The sequence below is a fragment of the Exiguobacterium qingdaonense genome, from assembly GCF_018617855.1.
GTDB classification, from domain to species: Bacteria; Bacillota; Bacilli; order Exiguobacteriales; family Exiguobacteriaceae; genus Exiguobacterium; species Exiguobacterium qingdaonense.
The window spans coordinates 174,641-190,034 of record NZ_JACSKY010000004.1; the positions used below are offsets into that span (position 1 = coordinate 174,641).

General features: G+C 48.3%; 11 protein-coding genes. All 11 read right to left on the minus strand.

Going from position 1 to position 15,394, the window contains the following annotated elements:
- Positions 1–19 precede the first annotated feature (19 nt).
- Positions 20–889 carry a DnaJ C-terminal domain-containing protein gene (locus KNP00_RS07200; protein ID WP_215143621.1) on the minus strand — a complete coding sequence of 290 codons (870 nt, stop codon included), beginning with the start codon at positions 887–889 and terminating at the stop codon, positions 20–22.
- Between the two features lie 141 nt (positions 890–1,030).
- On the minus strand, positions 1,031–2,203 hold the full coding sequence (locus KNP00_RS07205) for a CamS family sex pheromone protein (protein WP_215143623.1): 1,173 nt from the start codon (positions 2,201–2,203) through the stop codon (positions 1,031–1,033).
- A 123-nt stretch (positions 2,204–2,326) separates the two neighbouring features.
- Positions 2,327–3,802 (minus strand): LPXTG cell wall anchor domain-containing protein, encoded by a 1,476-nt coding sequence (locus KNP00_RS07210; protein WP_215143625.1) that lies wholly within the window; start codon positions 3,800–3,802, stop codon positions 2,327–2,329.
- A gap of 244 nt (positions 3,803–4,046) precedes the next feature.
- Positions 4,047–6,035, minus strand: a complete 1,989-nt coding sequence (gene ligA / locus KNP00_RS07215; RefSeq protein ID WP_215143627.1) for an NAD-dependent DNA ligase LigA — start codon at positions 6,033–6,035, stop codon at positions 4,047–4,049.
- Positions 6,036–6,050: 15 nt separating this feature from the next.
- Entirely contained in the window at positions 6,051–8,267 is a 2,217-nt protein-coding gene (gene pcrA, locus KNP00_RS07220) for a DNA helicase PcrA (protein ID WP_215143629.1), read from the minus strand.
- 38 nt (positions 8,268–8,305) lie between these two features.
- Entirely contained in the window at positions 8,306–8,986 is a 681-nt protein-coding gene (gene pcrB / locus KNP00_RS07225; RefSeq protein WP_215143631.1) for a heptaprenylglyceryl phosphate synthase, read from the minus strand.
- An 86-nt stretch (positions 8,987–9,072) separates the two neighbouring features.
- Positions 9,073–9,306: a hypothetical protein gene (locus KNP00_RS07230; protein ID WP_214742724.1), complete on the minus strand. Its 234-nt coding sequence runs from the start codon at positions 9,304–9,306 to the stop codon at positions 9,073–9,075.
- Positions 9,307–9,319: 13 nt separating this feature from the next.
- On the minus strand, positions 9,320–10,702 hold the full coding sequence (locus KNP00_RS07235; RefSeq protein WP_215143633.1) for a TrkH family potassium uptake protein: 1,383 nt from the start codon (positions 10,700–10,702) through the stop codon (positions 9,320–9,322).
- 35 nt (positions 10,703–10,737) lie between these two features.
- On the minus strand, positions 10,738–11,043 hold the full coding sequence (locus KNP00_RS07240; protein ID WP_214742722.1) for a YerC/YecD family TrpR-related protein: 306 nt from the start codon (positions 11,041–11,043) through the stop codon (positions 10,738–10,740).
- A gap of 67 nt (positions 11,044–11,110) precedes the next feature.
- Positions 11,111–12,853, minus strand: a complete 1,743-nt coding sequence (locus KNP00_RS07245) for an adenine deaminase C-terminal domain-containing protein (protein WP_215143634.1) — start codon at positions 12,851–12,853, stop codon at positions 11,111–11,113.
- 182 nt (positions 12,854–13,035) lie between these two features.
- Positions 13,036–15,324, minus strand: coding sequence for a bifunctional diguanylate cyclase/phosphodiesterase (locus KNP00_RS07250; protein ID WP_215143636.1), 2,289 nt, complete (start codon positions 15,322–15,324; stop codon positions 13,036–13,038).
- Positions 15,325–15,394 lie beyond the last annotated feature (70 nt).

Sequence of the window (15,394 nt, forward strand, 5' to 3'; positions counted from 1 at the left end):
ACGATTCCCCCTTAATCTATCAACGTTCGATTTGCTCATAAACAGAACGGTAGGTATCATCAAGCGGCAGGTCGACCTCGAGTTGTACGAACAGATCCGACCGGACTTTCGAACCGGTCATGACACCACGACCCGGAATCCGCATCCGTTGCCCTGGTCGGCTTCCCGGCTTCACTTTCAACTTCACGCGTCCCCCGTCCAGTGTCGCAATGATGACACTCGCCCCGTCCAAAAACTCGAGTGGGCGCAGGCGTTTCACGGTCACGATATGCTCCCCTTCGCGCCGGAACGTATCGTCATCCGTAAAGTGAAGTTCAACGTACACGTCGCCCCGGTTCCCAGATTGTCCGACCCGACTTCCCTTTCCTTTTAATCGCAATTTTTGACCTTCGTAGGCACCTTGTGGAATTTTGACGTTCACTGTCCCCGTCTGAAGTCGAAGGCTTACTTTTGATTCTTTTGTCAATTGGCTGAAAGGGATGTTGACGCGAACAGTCTCATCCAAATCCTCCTCGACTGCTTGGTCAAAGAAGCTCCCGAACATATCTTCGAACCCGAATGTCCGAGAAGTCGTGCGTGAACCGCCACCAAACTGTCGGAATAAATCCTCGAACTGGGACGATCCTTCTCCATAAGTCTCTCCGCCGCCGCCGAACCCCTGTCCAAACGATGGTCCATCCGGGCTACCGTATCGATCATAGTTCGCCTTCTTCTCTGGGTCGCTCAATACATCGAACGCTTCTTGGATTGATTTGAATCGGTCTTGGGCGCCAGGATCTTTATTGACATCCGGATGATATTGTTTCGCCAATTTCCGGTATGCTCGTTTAATCTCTTGCTCGGATGCTTCTTTTGAAACACCGAGGTCGTCATAATAATTTTTAGCCATATCGTTTCACCTCACCTATCCCTTTCCCGTTTCTGTTAACTCTATTCTACTCATTTGGTCAAATAAGGTCAAAGGTTAACCTATCACTTTTTATACGAAAAAAAAGAGCGATTCGTTTCAAAAAAACGAACCTCTCCTTTTTTAGAAGTACACTTTCGGACTATCCATACCGTCCTCGAACACAATCGTCACTTCAGTATCTCCACCGAGTGATGTCACGTTGATGCGGACAGGGACGTTTCGATTATATTCCCAACGGTTTTCAAGCAGGCCGACAATGTGTTGAGTGAATCCGACAAGCTCGGCACGACTGTAAAACTGAATCGGAATATCCATCTCGAGTCGTGACAAATCTCCGTTTTGATAAAACCCTTTCCCGATCATCCCACTATAGTCTGGGAAAAGGTCGCCGATCCGGTCGCTAAAGAGCGTAAATTTCTGAGCGTCCTCACGTACGTCGTTCGTCGCTGTTGCTGATGGGAAATAATAATATTTCTCATCGATGGCTTTCCAGTCACCTGATGCGACCTCGTCATCTGTTCCGACAAACGCAGATTTAATATAGTTCCCTGGAGTCGGTGAACCTTGCGTCGACTTCATATAGAGCGCGACATTGATGTCGACATTTTTAAAATCTTCCCGCTTTCGTAACTCGGAGATGAGTTCATCCGCCATCCGTTCTCCTTCTGCGATCACTTTCTTTTGATCTAACTTGACCGTATATGTCGGTCCATAGTTCGGTGCTTGAAAAACATATTCACGATTCAATATGAGTCCAAACGAGACGCCGCCCAACCGATAGCCGCTATCCTCTTTCGTCATGTAATTTTGTTCAACTATTGAAGCAAGATATAACGGCGATTTCTTGTTTGCCTCGACAAATTTCTCGTCTTCGACTTCCGCCTTGCCATCCGCATAGGCCGGGTTCAATGGTGTCAACCCTTCATTACTTTTATCTTTCCGTGCGAGCAGACGAGATACATCCTCCGCGTTCAACAGCTGTCCTTCCTGATAGGCGAACTTGTCCGGGTCGAACGCATCGGTCGAATGACGCATGAGACCCAGTTCGACCTCCTCAAGCTCTAGCGATGAACTGACCTGACGTTGGGCAAGTCCTCTCGCTGCCGCTGGCTTGAACGGGATGACCATCTGATAATACGAGTCTCGTGCTTCAATCGCTTGCGTGACCCCTTCGGCTGTTGTCTCTTCCCCGATCGGTGTCGCGTCTTCTTCACCCATCGGTATTTTCATTGAACATCCACTCAACAAAAGCGCAGAGGCGATTGTCGGGATGACGATTTGATTCCATTTCATCTATGTCTAGCTCCTTTAAACATCATTTCACTTTGTTCATTATAACAAAATCGTTCCGTGAAAAAAGTATCGAAGCGGAATCAGAACGAATCCCTTCTCGCATGCGCAAGAAGGGATTTTAATTTATGGCTTGGTTGACGGATGGTTACGACGAATCAACAAGAGGAGTCCGAACGCAAAGAGCAGTGTACCGAGTATAGTGTGCCATGATTCATTCGTCTCTCCTGTCATCGGGAGCAAATCTTGGGCGTACGTGTCGGTCTCATCGACGATTTCGAGTGGCGGGGCTTCGTTCTCCTTGATGACGTTCACGACTTGTCGCTCCGTTTTGACTTCTGGCTTCTGTTTTTTAACGTCTTGTTTCGTTTCTTCTTTCGCCGGAACGGGTTGCTTCACCGTGACCGCTGCATCAATAGAACGTGTGACCATCACTTTTTCATTAACATGAAAAGTGAACGTGGCACGTTGAAGTAGTTCTGCCCCGGACTTCACGTCATATGAAGAGAGGAGCGGAAACTCAAATGAAAGCGAGACCGCCTCTTCTGGGCCGAGTCCGTTCACAAACTCAGGAATTGCTTCGACTTGCTTTATAAATTTTTCATTCGCTAGACTTTGCTCATGTTGCGTCAAGGCACCTCTCGGCCAAGTGAGCATCACGTCGGATAGGAATAGGGTGATATCTGAAATATTGGTGAGAGTGTACGTGTATCGAACAAGTTCTCCCGGTTGTACGGTCGTCTTCTCAGTCGTTGCATTCACAGTGAAATCTGCCTGTTGCAACAGAATGATTTGTGGACTTTCTGACGTGACGACCCGGTTGAACTCATCCACTCCTGTCACCCGAAACACACTGCCGATCTCAGGATGGTCGTCAAATGAATAATCGGTCGGAATCGATAAGACTTCTGTCACTTCTACTCGTTCACCAGGAAGAAGTCCGTCGTTCCCAATCAGCTCAGTCAACTGATTGAAGACACGTTCGTTAAACGATTCGATCGATAAATGATTCACATCCCCACTCCCATACGTATGGGATAGATCCGTCACCGTCAACGGCGTCTCTCCTGTGTTCTCGATGATAAACGTATAGGAAATGTCGCCTCCGACAACAGCTCGGTCGACACCTGCGACGTTCATCGCTTCAATGGCAAGCATCGGCAGCATCGGTTCAGTCGCTGGCTCTTCGATGACTGGCTCTGGTTCAACCGGTGGCGTCACCTCTTCTGACGAATCTGGTTCCGTGACAACAGGTGGTTCCTCTATTTCGACAGGATATGCTTCAGTGATGGTATTTGGAGAAAAGGTATAAGGAACCCCCTCTGCATCATAGAGTGTGATGATGTCAATCAACGAATCGTCAACCGACTCTTCATCAATCATAAATCGCCAAATATTCGCTGACTCACGTACCCCGTAATACGTGACGTCTTGATAGACGAGGCTTGATTCATATAGTGTTTCGATTTCCTCGTCTGTCAGATTCACTTGGATGTAACGAAACGTGGGCGTTTCAGCGTGTGCGACGTGAATGGTGGAAAAGGTGAAAAGAAGTGTCAGGATTGTAAATACGGCAACGAAGCGCTGGATGTTGTGTGTCATGATGTTGGTCCCTCCTCTAAGCTGAAAACAGGCGCACGAGTCGATGTCGTCCTGATGATGACTTTCACCACATAGGGGAATAAGAGGGAGATGTGTAGGAAAGTCTAGGTATCAAATGGTTCTACCGCAAAAATATATTAGCATTTTGATTTATATACTTTATACCCTGTGAGTACTTATATGAATCTATCCAATCCCATTTATTTCCGAATGCACGAAAAAGACGTTCGCCGAAGCGAACGCCTTACGCTTGTTCATTTAAATAATGGAGCAGTTTGGCCTCATCCCATACTTCGATTCCTAGCGATTCTGCTTTCGCCAGTTTTGAACCCGCTTTTTCACCGGCGACGAGCAAGTCCGTGTTCTTACTCACACTTCCAGTCACACTTGCACCAAGAAGTTCAAGCTGTTTGCCGGCCTCACCGCGTGTCATCTCATGTAATTTCCCAGTCAATACGACCGTTTTACCAGCTAATGGCGCATCATCAGAAGCTGGACGTTTCGCCCCTTTAAAAGATAGATTCACTCCCGATTCCGCCAGTTCTCTGACAAGTTCACGCGCTTCAGGTTTTTCGAAATAGAGCACAATCGATTCGGCCATCTTCGTCCCAATCCCATCGATTGATGTTAAGGCTTCGACCGTGGCATCAATGATCTCCTCCATCGTCTCAAATCGCTCTGCAATCAAAGAGGCGGCCTTTTGACCGACGAGACGAATTCCGAGTGCAAAGAGCACCCGTTCGAGTGAGTTTTGTTTTGACTCCTCAATTGCTGAGAGCAAATTCGTGACAGACGTCTCACCCATACGCTCGAGTCCAAGTAAATCGTTTCGGTCCAAACGATACAAGTCGGCCACGTTATGGACAAGTCCCGCTTCATGGAGCTGGGTGATCACTTTCTCGCCGAGTCCATCGATATTCATCGCTTGTCGTGAAACGAAATGAATCAATCCTTCGAGCAATTGGGCCGGACATTCCGGATTGACACATCGATGATCCGCTTCCCCTTCGAGTCGAATCAATTCAGAACCACACGCCGGGCAATGAGTCGGGAATTCAATCATCTGCTCTTCGCCGCTTCGTTCACTCGCAAGTGCCGACACGACGGCCGGGATGACGTCTCCCGCCTTTTTGATGACGACCCGGTCGCCGATACGAAGATCTTTTTCTTTTATGAAGTCTTCGTTGTGGAGCGTCGCGTATGTCACGGTCGACCCTGCGACAGAGACCGGAGCGAAACGGGCACGCGGTGTGACTTTCCCTGTACGACCGACACTGAAGTCGATGTCTTCAATCGTCGTCACGACCTCTTCTGCCGGAAACTTATACGCGACGGCCCAGCGTGGACTTTTCGCCGTGAATCCAAGTTGTTCTTGTTCTTCATACCCTGCCACTTTGATGACGATCCCATCGATTTCATATGGGAGCTCGCTTCGCTTCGTCACATACGTCTCGATATAGTCCCATAACTCATCTGCCGTTTGGCACGTCATATAATCTCCGTTTACGGCGACACCGAGCCGCTTCAAGTAATCGAGCGACTCGTCGTGTGACGCGACGAGGTCATCTTGTGAGACTAAACCGTATGCGAAAAATGCCAAATTTCTTGATGCGGCTATTTTGGAGTCGAGTTGTCGGAGTGAGCCCGCCGCTGCGTTTCTAGGATTCGCGAACAATGGCTCGCCGGCCCGTTCCCGTTCGTCATTCAGTTGTTTGAACGAACGTTTCGGCATATACGCCTCACCACGGACTTCAAATGTCACATCTTCATTCAACCGAAGGGGAATCGAGCGAATCGTCTTCAAGTTTTGCGTAATGTCCTCACCGGTCGTCCCGTCACCGCGAGTCGCCCCCCTCGTGAGACGGCCATCCTCATACTTCAAGGAGACGGCGAGTCCATCAAACTTGAGTTCCGCCACGAAGGTCGGTGTATGACCGAGATCTTTTTCGATGCGTTCTGTCCATTCCACGAGCTCTTCTTTCGAGAACACGTTGCCGAGTGAGAGCATCGGTGTGTCATGTGTGACTTTGACGAAGGCGTCAAGCGGTGCTCCTCCAACGCGTTGCGTCGGGGAATCCGGTGTTAGTAGTTCCGGGTGGTCTGTCTCGATTTGAATCAATTCGTTCATCAAACGATCATACTCCGAGTCTGGCACACTCGGACGGTCAAGGACGTAATATTCATATCCGTATTGATTCAATACTTTTCGTAGTTCTTCTACGCGTTCTGCCATCTCCACATCATCACCTCACGCTTTTTCGATTGGGGCAAACTTCGCTAACAGACGCTTGATCCCAACTTCCGGGAACGCGATGTCGACTTCGATTTGGTCGCCTTCACCACGCGTTTGAACGACTGTGCCTTGTCCCCACTTTTTATGATTCGCCTTGTCACCGACTTGCCATCCGACCGTTTCGGCACCGGACGATTGAGCGAGTTTTGGCTTCGGTTTCGAACTGAAGCCGTTCACCGGTAGCTTACCTGGCGATTCGACGGGGTTCCATGGCATCGGTTTTCTCGCTTTGCCAGACCGCTCCAACAGCGTTTCTGGCAACTCATGTAAAAATCTAGATTCCGGGTTGTTTTGGAAACGACCGTATAGCATCCGTGACTGGGCACGCGTCAAGTAAAGGCGTTTCTCGGCACGGGTGATTCCGACGTACGCAAGGCGACGTTCTTCTTCCATCTCTTCCTCGTCGTTTAATGCCCGGCTGTGCGGGAACAGTCCCTCTTCCATCCCAATCAAGAAGACGACCGGGAATTCAAGTCCTTTAGCCGAGTGCAACGTCATCAATGTGACTTGATGCGACTCGTCGACCTCATCGAGTGAATCAAGGTCTGAGACGAGCGTCAAATCAGTGAGGAAGGCGACGAGCGTCTGTTCGTCACTCTCTTTCTCGAAGTTTTGGGCGACCGACAAGAATTCTTGCAAGTTCTCGAGTCGACTTTCTGCCTCAAGCGTCTTCTCGATTTTGAGCATCTCTTCATATCCCGTCTTCTTCAATACTTCCTCGACGAGTTCTGAAATGGAGAGATAGTCCGCCATTTGTCGTAAATCCATCATCATCTGACGGAAGTCCGCAAGTTTCGTCGCCGTACGTGGGGCGATCCCCGACAGTTCGACGTCACGAATCGCATCCATAAGAGAGACACCCTGCATGTCTGCAAAGTCACCCAGTTTATCGATCGTGGCGGCTCCGATACCACGTTTTGGCTCATTGACGACGCGAACGAACGAGATGTCCTCATCCGGGTTGGCAATCAAGCGCAAATAAGCTAAGACGTCTTTAATCTCTTTTCGCTCATAGAACTTTGTGCCACCGACCATTTTGTATGGAATATTCGATTTGAGGAGCATCTCCTCGAGCCCACGTGACTGAGCGTTCGTCCGGTAAAGGACCGCCATCTGGCCGTAGTCCATCCCTTCCATCTTTAGCTCTTTCATCTGGTTCATGATGAAGAACGCCTCATCGCGGTCATCCGAGGCGACGTGAAGCAGGAGTTTCTCTCCTTCGACGTTTTCAGTCCATAAATTTTTATCTTTACGTGACGCGTTGTTCTTGATTACGCCGTTCGCCGCTTCTAAAATTCGTTTCGTTGAACGATAGTTTTGTTCGAGCAAGATGACGTGTGCGCTCGGATAGTCTTTCTCGAACGTCAAGATATTGGCGATATCGGCACCGCGCCAACGATAGATGGACTGATCCGAATCCCCGACGACACACAAGTTCTCATGTGCCTGCGCGAGAAGTTTGACGAGTGTGTACTGGGCCCGGTTCGTATCCTGATACTCATCGACGTGGATGTATTTGAATTTCTTCTGATAAAACGTCAAGACGTCAGGTGCTTCTTGGAACAGATGAATCGTCTTCATGATCAAGTCATCGAAGTCGAGCACGTTATTTTGCTTCAACTTTTTCTCATACGCCGTATAGACGTCCGAGATGATTCGCTCATATGGGTTGTTACCGACAAGAGCTGCCGCATCGCTCGCTGTGCGCAACTCATTTTTTTGATTGGAGATCATTCCTAAAAGCGTGCGCGGTTCATATTTTTTCGGGTCGAGATTCAACTCTTTCAACACTTGCTTGATTGCTGTCAGTTGATCCGAGGCATCTAAAATGGAAAAACTTCGGTCATAACGGATGCGGTCGATATCCCGCCGCAAAATACGGACACACATCGAGTGAAATGTAGAAATCCAGATGTCTTCGGCAACGCCACCGACAAGACGTGCAATCCGGTCTTTCATCTCCCGCGCCGCTTTATTCGTGAACGTGATCGCCAAAATATTCCAAGGTGCCACTTGTTTCGCCGCCATCAAATAGGCGACACGATGTGTCAACACTCGAGTCTTTCCAGACCCCGCACCCGCCATGATCAATAGAGGACCGTCCGTATGCTTGACCGCCTCAGCCTGCTCCGGGTTCATTCCTTTGACTAATTCTTCGCTAAGATTATACATAATCGTTTCCTTCCTTATTCCAAACGTTTGTTCTTATTTTATCGGAGTGCTTGCACGGTCGCAAGTGCTCCCACTAAGTCTTCATAAATGATGTTACCGACCACGACCGTATCAGCGTATGCCCCCATCAATCGAGCCGTTTCTTCTCCATCGATGCCTCCCCCGTAAAAGAGATGTGCATCCGGTAGCGCCAACCGAATCTCTTTGAGGACGTCAACGTCCCCGAATCGTCCGCTGTATTCGATATAGAGTGACGGGAGGCGAAACAAATGATGCCCGACTTCGGCATACGACACGGCTTCTTCTAGCGACAAGTCGCATCTCGATTCCGTCACTTTAGCGACTTTGGCGTCCGGGTTCAAGACGAGATACCCCTGTGCCGTGACAAGACGTGAGTCAAAGACGTGACCGTATCGTTCAAACGCCCGCGCATGATGCCCGATCACCCATTCTGGAGTTCCCGCGTTCAGTACGGTCGGCACGAAATAATGATCAAATCCATGGATGATCTGGCTCGGTTGACTAATCTCAAGCGCGACGGGGATACCCGTGTCACGTACTCTCGCATACAATGCAAACGTATTTTCTGCATCGACCCCATCCGTGCCTCCAATCAAAAAGGCGTCGGTCCCCGAATGAATGAGCGCTTGAAGCGCCTCATCCGTGAGTCGTTTATTCGGATCTAGTTTAAATACATGCCGCCATGATTGAAAATCCAACTCTTTCCCTCCCATCGATTCTTTCTCTAGTGTATCGATTTTTTTTACCGCGTGCATCTCCAATAAAAAAGACTTGCCGAAGCAAGTCACGAACGTGCCGTACGATTCCGTTCTCGATCCGTTAACCATTTCGCAACTAGCAATGCGAAAAGACCATATACAGGGACAAACCAGAGCGGATTCGCCAAAAAGAATCCGAGTACAGGAATATCGAGTAACGGAGAGTCTGGTGAACAGAGTGCCGTCCCATTTACAACGGCGATAAAGGGTAGGACCGGTACGATAAAGACATACCCAAAGTTGATCCAAAATGCTTTCATGTTGACGTTCTCCTTATCCTAAGATGATTGATTCTTTCGGATAGTTATACATCCGTTTCGGCTGTCTCCGTTGCAAGATGAGGATAAAGGCGATGACTCCGATTCGACCGATGAACATGAGAATCGTCAGCACCCATTTCCCAACGTCGCTAAACTCGGAAGACAGACCGACAGATAATCCTGTCGTCCCGAACGCGGAACATGCCTCGAACAAGATTCGTGTCAACGAAGCGTCTTCAAAGTAAGCCATGACCATGACGCCTGAAAGAAGAACCGCAAGCGAGACGGTGATAATCACGAACGCTTTCCAAATGTCTTCGAGGACGATTTCACGTCCGAAAATTTTGATTGAGGAGTCCCCGCGGATGAAGGCGATGACTCCTAGAACAGCCACAGCAAACGTCGTCGTCCGAATCCCACCGCCGACAGACGATGGTGATGCCCCGATGAACATGAGAATCGACAAGAGTAACATGCTCGCTTCGGAGAACAGGTTGACATCGACCGTCGATAACCCACCGTTGCGCGTCGTCACCGACTGGAACAGCGAATCTGAGAACGCTAGCCAAAGAGGCAAGTCTTTAAAGGCATTGTTGTATTCAAAGAAAAACAAGCCGACCGTTCCGACGGCAATCAAAATAAAGAATGTCGATACCGTCAATTTGGTGAATAACGAGAATCGGCTCGGGAACGTATGACGTCTCCGGGTGATTCGACTCACCAAATATGTACGAATCTCAACGAGTACCGGAAAACCGATCGCACCACCTGTCATGAGTACGATCTGTGTGAAAATAACGAACGGGTCTTCACGGAATGGTGCGAGCGAGCTACCGGTAATGTCAAACCCGGCGTTCGTCGTCGCACTGACCGAACCGAATAGACCTTGTAAGAAGGCTTCTCCTGCGGTATCAAAATAATTTAAGTAATGGACGCCGAGTAAGACGGCTCCGACAGCCTCAATCGCGAGAACGGTGATGACGATTTCTGTGATGTATTTGACAATACCAGACATGGACGTCTGGTTTTGGTCACGTAAAATCAGTTGTCGTTCTCTAAATCCAATTCGCTTCCCGAGTAAAATCCACATAATGACGTGCAAACTGATCAACCCGACCCCACTGACTTGGACGATGAACAGGATGATAAATAAGCCGAACGTTGAAAACGTATCAGCGACCACAATCGGCGTCAGCCCAGTGACACTGACACAACTCACCGCAAAAAAGACGAGATCCGTAAACGTGATCGTCACACCTGGTTTATGGGCGATTGGCAAAGCGAGGAGCAAAACTGATAAAACCGCTGCCGCACTATAAATGAGCACGAGTGTTTGAACTGGTGTTAAATTTCGAAAGAACAGTTGTAAGTTCCGCTTCATAAATTTTTGTTGCATCTTGCCCCTCCCCTCCATCAAAAACAAGATGACTCTTACGAGTCACCTTTCGTTTGTTGTAGACGTTCAAGAGCAAGATCATATCCGCCTGTCCCGTAATTTAAGCATCGCTTCACACGTGAAATTGTCGCGGTCGAAGCACCCGTCGCGTCCTCGATTTTATGATACGTATTTCCTTCACGTATTTGACGCGCCACTTCAAGTCGTTGTGCAAGTGCTTGAACTTCATTGACCGTCGCTAAATCATCGAATAATTGATAACAGTCCTCGAGTGTCTCGAGCTTCAAAATCGCCTCAAACAATTGATCGAGCTCTCGACCTCGTAATTTATCGAGTTGCATCCGCAAGCATCCTCTCTACTCATACTTCTTTATCATTCTAAAGCAGGGGCGGCTCGGACTCAACTATTCATCGCAAAATTGCAGGAAATAGTACTTGTTTCTTCATGACTTCGTAAATACCAAGAGGTGTTGCCCGGACGTACGGTAAATGTGTGGATGCCAAAAATAGTAACGTATAAATCGGGTCCTCGAACTGATAGCCCCTAAGCACGAGTTCCTCACGCAGTTTTTTCTCTTGGCCAATCAGTGTCTCGAGCGGCTCTGTTGACGTCATCCCACAGAGTGGCAATGGGATTTCAGCGATGATGTCTCCCTTGTCCACAAGCACGATGCCGCCTCCTAGCTCTTTCATTCGTTCGAACGCCTGTAGCATATCTTGTTTACATTTTCCTAAAATCAAGTAGTCCCCGCTAATCGAATACGAACTGACAAGACCACCAAAGTCATTCGCAAATCCTTTCAACACCGTGTTCAACCGCCATTTTCCTTCTTTGTCGAGCAACATGAGGAACGATTCGTCCTCATTTCGTGGCAATTCGTCCTGACCTGTGTCGTGCTTGATTTTAAACAGTTTCATGATGACCGAATTGACCATGTCGAGTCCGACCGGCATGCTGAATGACAAATCTTGTGGAGTCAAATCAATCGAGACATCGGTCGACGGCATCTTAGAGAGGGCTGTTTCCACTAGTTCATTTGGAAACAGGGACGTTCCGTCACGATAAATCCATTGACCTTTCGCAATTACCGCCGTCGGACGCGGTTCCTCGATCGCATCGAGAATGTTCAAGTGTGCGATTCGTCCCGGAGCAATCGAACCGAGAACGTGGTCAAGGTCAAAATGACGTGCCACATTATGTGAAACGATTCGATATGCCTCGATCGCCGATAATCCCTCTTCCAGCAAGATACGGACGAGCGCATCTTGCATCCCCTCTTCATAAAACCCAGGGGTCGAACCGTCTGTCGTCACCATGAGGTGATCGAACGCTTGTAATCCGTTCGCCAACAAGTCACGAATCATTTTCGGAAGGTCCGGTCGAATCGATGAGTGACGAAGCGTCGTCGTATAACCTAGCTCGAGTCGATTGAGTGCCTCTTCCGCTGTCATCGCCTCATGGTCGCTGTGTACTCCCATCAACGCCATTTTTGTCAACGTCTTAGGCGACGCCCCAGGGAAATGCCCTTCGACCGGCAAGCCACACGTTTCAGCATCAAGCATCCACTGGAGCATCTCATCATCGCCTTTCAAGGCGCGTGGCCATGCTGTCAGTTCACCGGCCATCACGACGTCTGGATGACGAAACCATTCATGGACGCGTTCTGAATCGACGGCGAGGCTTTCTCGATCAAGCTCGGTCTGCGTATCGAGACGTGCCCACCAATACGTGCTCGTCGGCAACTGCTGAATCGCTTCAAGTTGCGCAAACGCTTGCTCTTTCTCTTGTAAAAAAAGCAGCATATTATCATTGATGAGAGTCGTCGTTCCCCGTTCACCCGCATACTTTGACAATGTCGCCGGATTGTATAGTTGGAATGGATGCGCATGTGGCTCGATATAGCCTGGTACAATATATTTTCCTGATACGTCGACCGTCTCGACCGCGGATTCCGGTAAATCCGGACCGACATATACGATACGATCTCCCTCAATCCAAATGTTTGCGGTTTTCCATTGTTTCACATGTACGTTCAAATACGTCGCATTTTGCAAGACGAGCGAAGGTGGCCTTAATCGGTCCACAACTTCAATCTGTGAACGAATCATCACTTTAGACCACGGTGCCCGCGCCGTTCTTTTTGTTGGCATCGAACCCAATCCTCCCTTTTTCTCTTTCAATCACTATTAAAAAATAGTTTTGAAAGCGTTTTCTTCACCTGTTTCAAGTTTACCTTTTCTTTGAAAAGGTCGCAAGTTATGTTCACTATTGTAACAAAATTCACATAAGTTTTTCACAAAAAGGTGGCTCTTCTCATGAAGAACCACCTCGGTCAAATTTGAGTTAAGACGCTTTTACGCAAATAATGATGTAACTGATCAATCGGGATCGGTTTACTGTAGTGATACCCTTGGATGAGCGAACCACTATATTCTAATACGAACGCAAGTTGTTCCGGTCGCTCGACCCCTTCTGTGACGATGTCGAGACCGAGCGTATGGAAGGTTTGATAAAGCCCTTCTAACAAGGCACGGTCGAACTTGTTTTCTGGGATTCCTTTAACAAAATTTTGATCGATTTTAATGATATCGAGACGCAGTGATTGTAAATAAGACAAGGACGATGTACCGACCCCGAAGTCATCGAGTGATATTTTGACACCGATCGCCTTCAACGCTTGAATGAACTGTTGAAGTTCATACACGTTTCCACCGACTTCGCTCTCGGTTATCTCCACATGTAATCGGGCGGGTGGAAAATCTGTCATAGCGAGCGTTTCTTCCAATGCCTCTAAAAAAGACCCATCTAAAATTTGACGCTTCGATACGTTGACAGATAAAAATAAGTCAAAGTGTTCTGCGTGTGCTTGCATCTCGGTGATTGCGCGTACGAGTACCCATCGACCGACGTCTGAGATGAGTCCGAGTTGTTCTGCGATCGGAATGAAGACGCCAGGGGAGACGAACCCTTTCTGTGGGTGATGCCATCGGATCAACGCCTCTACCCCTCTTACTCGAAACGGCTGTGGGGAGACAATTGGTTGATAATAAAGTTCGAACTCATCGTGGCGTAACGCATGACGTAAATCACGTTCCATTTCGAGCGCCTGCAAATAATGACTTCCATCCTCGATGTCTTGATAGGAGAGAATGTTGTCTTTGCCAGATGCTTTCACCTCGTGTAAGACGACATCGAGACGTGCCATCATCACTTCGTATGTGTGATGCGCCGGGTCGGTCAATTCATCGATTCCGATACTCAAGGTCAAATGGTTCATTCCTTGCTTCAGACCCCACTCCCTCAAGTCCCTCATCAACTGGTTGGCGACGATTTTCAACTCTTCGACCGTCCATCCGGGATGAATCAATATAAATTCATCCGCCCCCGTCCTTGCCACGAAGCCATCTTCCTTATAAAACATCAAACGAGACGCAAAGAACGTAAGCATCGCATCACCCGTCCGCTGACCGAATTGATCGTTGATGCGCCGGAAGTTGTCGAGATCGATTCCCATCACCCCGATTACTCGTGGTGACTCAGGCAAACTCATGAACACTTCTTCGACGGCCAATCGGTTCGGAAGACGGGTCAAGGAATCTCGGAAGGCACGTGTCAACGACTCTTTCTGTGTCTGTTCGAGTGCATCGAGCACCTCGTTCATGCTGATGGCCATCTGTTCGATTTCATCTCGTTTACCTGGGTTCAACCGAATGCGTAATCGACTATTTCGCTCTTTCGTGATCCCTTTTAATTCGTTCACGATCTCAACCAATCGCTTCGTGATGATTTGATTCACCGTCCAAAACAGCGTCAACAGCAATCCTATTCCTAGTACGAGTAACCCGAACATGCCAAGTTCCAACATCGTCTCTGTATTTGAATAGTACGTTCGTTTCACAGAAAAATTGATTTCCCAATTCGCATCTTGATAAATCGATTGAAGTGGTAATGACACACGGGCGAACTGATCGTCTCGCTCGATCGTCAATCGCTGATGCGAGAGCGGACTGATTGATAATTTGGTTTTCGCTTGCGCGCTCATCGTTGCCATGAAATCCGGTCCGATTTTTTCAATCAATATGAGCGTACCACCTTGATCTTTTGACCCGTCGTTTCTAAAAATCGGATGACTCATAAAGACGACCGGGCCAAAATCGGTGCCATACACCGCACTTTGCTTCACGCCGGATGAATTGACATAGCGTAACAAATCGTTTGTGAAGGCAGTTCGTTCCGCTTCACGATCCAATTCATAAAACTGATTGAACTCAGAATAGACAACTTCTCGATTCTCATCAAGAAAGATCATCGCTCCAATCCCAAGGTTGTCGAGCGTATCCTCCCCTAAGTTTTTTTCGACAAACGACTCATTGTTGCCTTGAACGAAATCAAAGACGTTCGTCCACACCGACCAATCGACAAGCGTCCGCTCTAACATGAGGCGATGATTGGCGAACACTTCCGAAACACTCTCAATCTGATCACGGGTCATCGCCCTGTCCTGTTCAATGCTTTTTTCTACGAAGTACGGTTTGATAACAAATAAAATGACGCCGATAAAGAGAAGTATGTTTGCAGCAATCGCAATGAATAATTTTGTTTGAACACGCAGGTCGATCACCCTCTTTCGTTAAGCTCCTTCATTATTGTAAAACAGGATATCGGCATTCCCTTTTTTTCGTATGAAAAAA

What these genes read in the sequence shown, in the direction of transcription:
- KNP00_RS07200 (WP_215143621.1), bottom strand. Translation starts at nt 889, where the DNA reads ATGGCTAAAAATTATTATGACGACCTCGGTGTTTCAAAAGAAGCATCC.
- KNP00_RS07205 (WP_215143623.1), bottom strand. Translation starts at nt 2,203, where the DNA reads ATGAAATGGAATCAAATCGTCATCCCGACAATCGCCTCTGCGCTTTTG.
- KNP00_RS07210 (WP_215143625.1), bottom strand. Translation starts at nt 3,802, where the DNA reads ATGACACACAACATCCAGCGCTTCGTTGCCGTATTTACAATCCTGACA.
- ligA (WP_215143627.1), bottom strand. Translation starts at nt 6,035, where the DNA reads ATGGCAGAACGCGTAGAAGAACTACGAAAAGTATTGAATCAATACGGA.
- pcrA (WP_215143629.1), bottom strand. Translation starts at nt 8,267, where the DNA reads ATGTATAATCTTAGCGAAGAATTAGTCAAAGGAATGAACCCGGAGCAG.
- KNP00_RS07230 (WP_214742724.1), bottom strand. Translation starts at nt 9,306, where the DNA reads ATGAAAGCATTTTGGATCAACTTTGGGTATGTCTTTATCGTACCGGTC.
- KNP00_RS07235 (WP_215143633.1), bottom strand. Translation starts at nt 10,702, where the DNA reads ATGCAACAAAAATTTATGAAGCGGAACTTACAACTGTTCTTTCGAAAT.
- KNP00_RS07240 (WP_214742722.1), bottom strand. Translation starts at nt 11,043, where the DNA reads ATGCAACTCGATAAATTACGAGGTCGAGAGCTCGATCAATTGTTTGAG.
- KNP00_RS07245 (WP_215143634.1), bottom strand. Translation starts at nt 12,853, where the DNA reads ATGCCAACAAAAAGAACGGCGCGGGCACCGTGGTCTAAAGTGATGATT.